This window comes from Pseudomonas sp. AD21 (assembly GCF_002878485.1).
Taxonomy (GTDB): Bacteria; Pseudomonadota; Gammaproteobacteria; order Pseudomonadales; family Pseudomonadaceae; genus Aquipseudomonas.
Map to the genome: position 1 here is coordinate 23,045 of NZ_NQYG01000067.1, position 6,715 is coordinate 29,759.

The window sequence follows — 6,715 nt, forward strand, 5'->3', positions numbered from 1 at the left end:
GGCTTCTATAGTTGATCTGACACCTAATTGCTGTGGTGACGCCATGGAAGACATTTTTGTCGTGAAGCGCTGCAACAAGATCATCATTCACGGCCGCCGCGCCGGGGAAAGTCTGCATGAACCCGCCGAGGCCAGCCGTTGGTATCGAATCAACGACACCCGTACCGGCGGCTTCATCGGCGATGGCTACGATCTCGAGGAAGATGCCCGACGCGAATGCCACCGGCTCAATGCCGCGAGTTCGCCAGTGTCGGCGCGGCAGTCGGTCGGCTGATGCAATTGACAGGCCGGGTCTATACTCAATTCAGCTGACGGACCAGCGCCCCAACGGCAGAGAGCTCGCAGCTCTGCGAGCTTTTTGCTGCCTCTCAACGGTTTTCTGAACGGAGGTGTTCCATGTCCGAAAAAGAGTCCATCACCACCCTCCTCACCCTGCTCGACTCCCGTCAGGCGCGCCTTGCTGCGGCCTGCAAGGAGATCGCCGACTGGGTCGATCATCAAGGCGGACATCCGACCGCCCTGCGCATCCGTGATCGCCTGAACGACATCGAAAAAGACACGCCGCTGATCCGCAGCACACTGTCTTCGCTGCAACCTGTCGAACGACCATTGCCGCGCTTCAGATGATCGCGCAGCAATAAACGACAGTAACCAGACGAGCCACTTGGCCGATGCACCGAACGCCCTGGGTCGTGGGAGGTCATAACCTGTACACGTCACCCAGGAGACTGTTCATGGTTATCCATTTCAAAACAGACGGACATCTGGCTTGTGGTCACAAGGGCAACAACCTTGCCTCGAGCCAGGAACTCAACCGCGTCAAATGCCGCAGCTGCCGCAACACCGATGCCTACAAAGAAGCGCGCAAAACCCAACGCAATGCTGCACGGCGTGCCGCTCGCCATGCCAAGGCCGTTCATGGCGCGTCGAACTGGCGATCGGAATGGATCGAACGATTGACCGCACTGGCCGGGCCGCAGCGTCTGCCACGGGGCTTTCACGGGCAAGCTTTTGTGTAAAGACCTCAACAGCCCACGCCACGGCAGTACTGTTAGTCCATTCCCCCTTGCGTGAAGTACTGACCCGAACCAACAGACCGAGCAAAATGCCCTGGCCGCAACCGCCGGGGCTTCTTATTGCCTCTGTGTAACGGCGACTCGAATGTTAAAGTTCGACCACACTTTCAAGGACGACGCCTCGTGCACACACCCAGACTTGCTGTAGCGGCTGCCATGGTCACCCTGAGCCTTTCCGCTCATGCAGCCGCTCTGCCCAGTGAAGATTTCGAAGAGTGCAAACGCACAGAAAACTCGGCCAGACAGATCATGAAAGGCCGACAGGCCGGTGTGCCGAAGGCTTCACTCTGGGAGTTGGCTGAAGGCGCGCAAGACAAGTATGTCAGCGACTTGTACAAGATCCTGATTGGAGAGGCCTATCAGATCCCGGTTTACACTTCAGAATCACTGCAGCAACAAGCGGTCGCTGACTTTCAAAAGAACTTCTTCTCCGCTTGTATCGTGACCGCCGAAAAGCGTTCAAACGAAAAAGGTTAAGCGTCGGGCAAGATCGTAACCCTTGGAATTGGCCAATGCGCCCTCATAACAATGGCCATACCCACTGTCACCGAGAGGACGCACAGATCATGACCGGACAAACCGAAACCGCCATTCTCGCCGGCGGCTGCTTCTGGGGCATGCAAGACCTGCTGCGACGCTATCCCGGCGTGCTGCAGACGCGAGTCGGATACACCGGCGGCGATGTGCCGAACGCCACCTATCGCAACCACGGCAACCACGCCGAAGCCATCGAAATCGTTTTCGATCCGGCCGTGATCAGCTACCGGCAGATCCTCGAGTTCTTCTTCCAGATCCACGACCCCAGCACGCCCAATCGCCAGGGCAACGATCTTGGCCCCAGCTATCGCTCGGCAATCTATTACCTCAACGAACAGCAACGCGACATCGCCGAGGACACCGCTGCCGACGTCGACGCCTCAAAATTGTGGCCTGGCCGAGTAGTCACCGAAATCGAACCGGCGGGGCCATTCTGGGAAGCGGAACCTGAGCATCAGGACTACCTGGAGCGGATCCCGAATGGCTACACCTGCCACTTCATTCGTCCGAACTGGAAACTGCCGAAGCGCGGCTGAAATTCAATCACTCCACGCGCGGCGCTGCCCGCAACCAAAGGCCAGCGCCGAACGTCGCGGGTTTATCGCGTTACAACCCCGCTCCTGTAGTGCCCCCAGGATGACTGCGCAAAATGGCCTGCGCACATCCACAATCGATCATTTTGGCGAGCCCTCCGTAGCACAGTTCAAGTACCCGAACATGAACATACGTTCATCGCAAACACGGCTCGATGCGTCTAGCCTGCGGGTTCCGACATAGTGACTACAGGAGTACCCCACCATGTTCTCGCACGAAAGCCTCCCGCTGATTGCCATTTTCATCATCATGCTGCTGTGCGTGCTTGCGGCGTTTTTACACCCGGTTCACGCGTTCTTCAGTTGGCTTCGCAGGCGCAGGGAAAGATCAAACGCCCGGATTGCAGACGAAGTTGACTCGCGCTGAATGTTTGCCCCAGAGGCCCGGATACGTCCGGGCTCTTGGTTTTCTGCCTGGATCGCAGAAACGAAAAAGCCCAGCGCGGGGCTGGGCTTGGTCATTTCGTCAACGTTATGAACATTCAGGCCTTGTAGCCATCACCAAGGGAACTGAACGACTTACGAGAGCGCCCTCTCGTGCTCGCTTTCGTGGACGTAAATCCATGAAATTCCCGATGGAGAGGAGCGGTCAACGCGCATGAGCGCCGAATCGACTTTCTTCTTGGCGATTCCGTCCTTGACGAGATCGAAGACCGCGAGGAAGAAGTCGCCTGGAAGCGGTGTGATCGAGAGATTGGTGATGTGCGATTCCGGGCTTCCGGCACGTTTGCCGTACAGGCCCCAAAGTCGCTCCCAGTAGTCCGCCCGGCTCATGATCTGACCGTCGGTGAGCACCACCCGAAACTCATTCGCCAGTGCATCGTACAAGGGCTTGATGGCACCTTCCGAGTGGGAGGAGACGCCGCGCGACCACGGAAAGAAGAGATTGTACCAACGGTACACCTCGGCTTTGACGAGAGCGGTTTTATCCGAAGTCTGGAGTGTTTGGTTGATTGCCATCTGTGTTCTCCTTAACACGCTAAAGATGGCGGGTTCGCATCACAGACTGAATGTCTGAATTCCCATCGGGTGATGCACCGCGCCTTGTTCAAGATCCATCCTGAAGTCGGTGTCACGGGGTCTAGCTCAGATTATCGCTTCAATGACCTCTTGAAATCTCCCGCGACTTTACCGACCAGATCACAAAAGTAGTCTCTTGCCAGGGAGATTGCATTGAGAACTGACCAACGGTTTTGAGCACAGAGGCAAAAGAACGAGCCGTCAAAATGACTGGAGGCCTTGTTAAAATTGGCCTTCCCTGCTTTACAGATTCAACGAAAATTTGTCTTCGAAACTGCGATCATGGCGCTGACTCTGCGAGTCGAGCAGTGTAGATCTGCCGATGTCGCCGGAAACGTTCGTGGCACACTCTGGGCACCCAAAAAATGCAGAACTCCTCAATGGGAACGCTCCTCATCAGCCTTCTTTGCGGCATCAACCCCCTTGCCAATGCGACAGACGTCCCGATCAAAGAACACATGCCATTTTTAAACGCCCGAAAAGCCTTGATCAAAAATGACTGGAAACCAAACCCGACCTATTCGGGTGATTTCGGGGTCGAAAACACGCTCGTGAAGAAAGGCTTCAATGAAATCGAATCTTGCACGGAAGGCCTGCGCTTCTGCAGTTTCAACTACATCAAGAACGGAACCTGCCTGGGCGTCGCGACGGTTGGCGAAGAAGTCAAAGACATGAAGATTTACTCCTGGAGCTTCAAGTGTCCTGAGAGGGGTTGAGGCCAGAGCTATAAACGAAAGGAGCCAGATCCGAATGGCACTTACTTAACAGCTAACCACTTGAGCTGAAAGCAAAAAATGAAGAAGGGCTGGTCTTGGTCTACGGTGATAGTTGCGAACACACCCCGACAAACCAAGGACACAGCCCCAAATGGATCGTAGACGTGAAATTCTTCAGCATCAACAGCAACGTTTTCATCGACACGCTTCGGACTGCGATGCCTATGCGTTTTTCAATCTCCTCACGTCTCCCGATCTCTTACAACGCGTCGAGTCTGCACTGCCAGAACATCGCGAACGCCTGTTTCCGCCAACTGAAACGTTGTCTATGTTTCTGGCTCAAGCAATGAGCGCCGACCGCTCCTGCCAGAACGCCGTGAACGACCTGTCGATTAAACGGTCATGTGGCGGCATGACGCCCAATAGCACCCGCACGGGCGCCTACTGCAAAGCCAGAAAACGCCTGCCTGTGGAAATGGTTTCCACGCTGGTCAGGCACACCGGTGCTTCGATAAGTGATAACGCACCCTCGTCGTGGCGCTGGAGGGGACGGCCGGTGCGGCTGGTGGATGGCACGACGGTCAGCATGCCCGACACAGCGGCCAATCAGGGCGCCTATCCGCAATCTCGCGGCCAGAAAGTCGGTCTTGGTTTTCCGTTGTGTCGAGTGGTGGGCATCGTCTGCCTCTCCAGCGGCGCGGTTTTAGATGCTGCTCTTGGACGTTTCCGAGGCAAGGGCGGCGATGAACAGACACTGCTCAGATCAATGCTCGACACGTTGAAAACAGGTGACATTTTGTTAGGCGACGCTTACTACGCTACCTATTTCTTGCTGTGCGAGTTGCAACGAAGAGGTATCGATGGCGTGTTCGAACAATACGGTGCTCGACGGCGCAGCACGGACTTTCGCCTAGGGCAGAGTCTCGGTTCGGAAGATCACCTGATCGAATTGAAAAAGCCTGCAAGAAGACCGCTGTGGATGAGTCAAACGCATTACGAAAAGGCGCCTGAAAGACTGACAGTGCGGGAGTTGAAGGCAGGTGGAAAAACTTTGGTCACCACGTTGCATTGCCCAAAGCAAACACCTAAAACAGCCCTGAAATCGCTTTACAAGGGGCGATGGCATGTTGAACTGGATCTGCGCAATCTCAAAGCTACGCTGGGACTTGGAAAGTTAAGCTGCAAAACCCCAGGCATGGCAGTAAAGGAGTTATGGGTCTATCTGTTAGCTCACAATCTGATCCGAATGCTGATGGCACAATCGGCTCTGTTAGCTGACTGTTTACCTCGCGAACTGAGCTTCAAACACAGCCTTCAGCTATGGCTGGCGCTGCGACAATATGGCAGCCCCGAAGACGAGGATGGCCTGTCGAATTTACTGATACTGATTGCTCAGAGGCGCGTCGGAAATCGGCCTGGTCGTATCGAGCCGCGAGCCATAAAACGAAGACCTCAAGCCTACCCCTTGCTGACCAAACCACGTCGGTCAGCAAGGGCAGATGTCAGAAAAAACGGGCACCCAAAACATGTTAAGTAAGTGCCATTCGAGCCAGATCCATTTTGTTGAAATGAATCTGGCTCCTTTTTCGGGCCTGCACACAGCCCGGTCATGTGCCTCCGTCACCCGCGAAGGAAGCCGGTCAAGGCCATGGGCATTTCAGTTACTGGTCATTGACGGTGATGTAGGGATCCCAAGTGTAGTTCGGGCCAATCTGGTTCAGGTCACGGTCGTACAGAGCGAAGGTGATTGTGTACCAGAGCTTTCCTTGATTCTGAGCAGTGGATTGCCACAGGGAGTAGGTCACGTCGGTTTTGGAAACACCGCCGGGAGCCGCCTTGTTCAGATAGAGCACCACACCGGGAACGTTGAACGTTATCGGTTTCGTCATGGTGCCCTGGTAATCTCCGCCCTGATGCGGGTCGCCGCTCTCGACGTCCTTGATCAATGCAATGCGGTCGAAGTTACGCGACAGTGTCGTTGCGCGCCAGCGGATGTTGTCGCCGGGTTTGACGTCAATCCACAACTCGTTGCCGCCTTCGCCGGTGTTGCCGCTGGCATGGCTGTCGACAGCATCACGCGTCACCAGCATGGAAATTGCGCCGCCTACGTCGCCGGGATGGGCGAGCAAGTAATCGGCATCGATATTGACCAACACATCAATGGTTTGGGTCGCACTGGACATTTTGCTGCTCCTGGTTGGAATGGCATAAACGACCGCGCCCGCAAAGGCTGTCCGGCACATCCGGTCCCTGGATGCGGTCTGGGGAGAACGATAGGAGGTGGCCATGTAATGTCAACGCTCGATCGGTTGACGCTGGAAAATTCGAGCGCAACACGGCGTGGACAAGGCTTTGATTTGCTTCTGTGCCAGTCAACGTCTCAATCGATTCTCGGGTGTTTGCTGACTGCGACAGCAGGCAAACGCGCACAGTCGTTGTCGGCAAGTGATAGGGCCAGGGAGGCTGTTGGAGTTGAGACGTCCGTGCTCCAGATGCGCGATTTACCCGCTAAGGCCGGCACAGACAAGGCAAAATCGAACGGCGACATCATGCGGGTCGAGGATCAACTTGGGCATACCACCGTGGATGACCGAGCAGTACATCCGCAAGGGCAAGGGCACGGGCAACAGGGTCATGCCCACAAAGTGAACTGCGAACCAATGTCAGAATTGCGACCCAGAAACAAACAAGGGTTTGCATCAGCTTTCGCCCGCAAACCCTTGATTCAAGATGGTGCCCGAAGCCGGAATCGAACCGGCACGCCCTTACGAGC

At 55.6% G+C, this 6,715-nt stretch carries 10 protein-coding genes and 1 pseudogene; 9 read left to right on the plus strand and 2 right to left on the minus strand.

The features are described from left to right. Positions 1-43 precede the first annotated feature (43 nt). The 6 genes from PseAD21_RS25395 to PseAD21_RS29800 all read left to right on the plus strand — a co-directional run bounded on the left by PseAD21_RS25395 (position 44) and on the right by PseAD21_RS29800 (position 2,573). A complete protein-coding gene (locus PseAD21_RS25395; protein WP_102358531.1) occupies positions 44-274 on the plus strand; it encodes a hypothetical protein in 231 nt (76 codons plus the stop codon). 122 nt (positions 275-396) lie between these two features. After that, a complete protein-coding gene (locus PseAD21_RS25400) occupies positions 397-627 on the plus strand; it encodes a hypothetical protein (RefSeq protein WP_007964939.1) in 231 nt (76 codons plus the stop codon). A 107-nt stretch (positions 628-734) separates the two neighbouring features. Continuing rightward, positions 735-1,019 carry a hypothetical protein gene (locus PseAD21_RS25405; protein WP_102358532.1) on the plus strand — a complete coding sequence of 95 codons (285 nt, stop codon included), beginning with the start codon at positions 735-737 and terminating at the stop codon, positions 1,017-1,019. A gap of 180 nt (positions 1,020-1,199) precedes the next feature. Further along, on the plus strand, positions 1,200-1,553 hold the full coding sequence (locus PseAD21_RS25410; RefSeq protein WP_102358533.1) for a hypothetical protein: 354 nt from the start codon (positions 1,200-1,202) through the stop codon (positions 1,551-1,553). An 89-nt stretch (positions 1,554-1,642) separates the two neighbouring features. Beyond that, positions 1,643-2,149 carry a peptide-methionine (S)-S-oxide reductase MsrA gene (gene msrA / locus PseAD21_RS25415; RefSeq protein WP_102358534.1) on the plus strand — a complete coding sequence of 169 codons (507 nt, stop codon included), beginning with the start codon at positions 1,643-1,645 and terminating at the stop codon, positions 2,147-2,149. Positions 2,150-2,411: 262 nt separating this feature from the next. Continuing rightward, complete coding sequence (locus tag PseAD21_RS29800) at positions 2,412-2,573, plus strand: hypothetical protein (RefSeq protein ID WP_178082165.1); 162 nt, start codon at positions 2,412-2,414, stop codon at positions 2,571-2,573. 152 nt (positions 2,574-2,725) lie between these two features. Here PseAD21_RS29800 and PseAD21_RS25420 read toward each other — a convergent pair whose 3' ends face one another. After that, positions 2,726-3,166, minus strand: a complete 441-nt coding sequence (locus PseAD21_RS25420) for a hypothetical protein (RefSeq protein WP_102358535.1) — start codon at positions 3,164-3,166, stop codon at positions 2,726-2,728. 440 nt (positions 3,167-3,606) lie between these two features. Between PseAD21_RS25420 and PseAD21_RS25430 the strand changes: the two genes are divergently transcribed. Then, positions 3,607-3,942, plus strand: a complete 336-nt coding sequence (locus tag PseAD21_RS25430; protein ID WP_256588266.1) for a hypothetical protein — start codon at positions 3,607-3,609, stop codon at positions 3,940-3,942. A gap of 151 nt (positions 3,943-4,093) precedes the next feature. Continuing rightward, positions 4,094-5,479: an IS4 family transposase gene (locus PseAD21_RS25435; RefSeq protein WP_102358538.1), complete on the plus strand. Its 1,386-nt coding sequence runs from the start codon at positions 4,094-4,096 to the stop codon at positions 5,477-5,479. A 124-nt stretch (positions 5,480-5,603) separates the two neighbouring features. Here the strand turns inward: PseAD21_RS25435 and PseAD21_RS25440 are convergent, their stop codons facing one another. Next, complete coding sequence (locus tag PseAD21_RS25440; protein ID WP_102358539.1) at positions 5,604-6,125, minus strand: AidA/PixA family protein; 522 nt, start codon at positions 6,123-6,125, stop codon at positions 5,604-5,606. 108 nt (positions 6,126-6,233) lie between these two features. Between PseAD21_RS25440 and PseAD21_RS30125 the strand changes: the two are divergent. After that, positions 6,234-6,715 (plus strand): annotated as a pseudogene (locus tag PseAD21_RS30125) (hypothetical protein); the annotation flags it as partial.

Coding starts and splice junctions, on each gene's coding strand:
- PseAD21_RS25395 (WP_102358531.1), top strand. CDS start 44: ATGGAAGACATTTTTGTCGTGAAGCGCTGCAACAAGATCATCATTCAC.
- PseAD21_RS25400 (WP_007964939.1), top strand. CDS start 397: ATGTCCGAAAAAGAGTCCATCACCACCCTCCTCACCCTGCTCGACTCC.
- PseAD21_RS25405 (WP_102358532.1), top strand. CDS start 735: ATGGTTATCCATTTCAAAACAGACGGACATCTGGCTTGTGGTCACAAG.
- msrA (WP_102358534.1), top strand. CDS start 1,643: ATGACCGGACAAACCGAAACCGCCATTCTCGCCGGCGGCTGCTTCTGG.
- PseAD21_RS29800 (WP_178082165.1), top strand. CDS start 2,412: ATGTTCTCGCACGAAAGCCTCCCGCTGATTGCCATTTTCATCATCATG.
- PseAD21_RS25420 (WP_102358535.1), bottom strand. CDS start 3,166: ATGGCAATCAACCAAACACTCCAGACTTCGGATAAAACCGCTCTCGTC.
- PseAD21_RS25430 (WP_256588266.1), top strand. CDS start 3,607: ATGGGAACGCTCCTCATCAGCCTTCTTTGCGGCATCAACCCCCTTGCC.
- PseAD21_RS25435 (WP_102358538.1), top strand. CDS start 4,094: ATGGATCGTAGACGTGAAATTCTTCAGCATCAACAGCAACGTTTTCAT.
- PseAD21_RS25440 (WP_102358539.1), bottom strand. CDS start 6,125: ATGTCCAGTGCGACCCAAACCATTGATGTGTTGGTCAATATCGATGCC.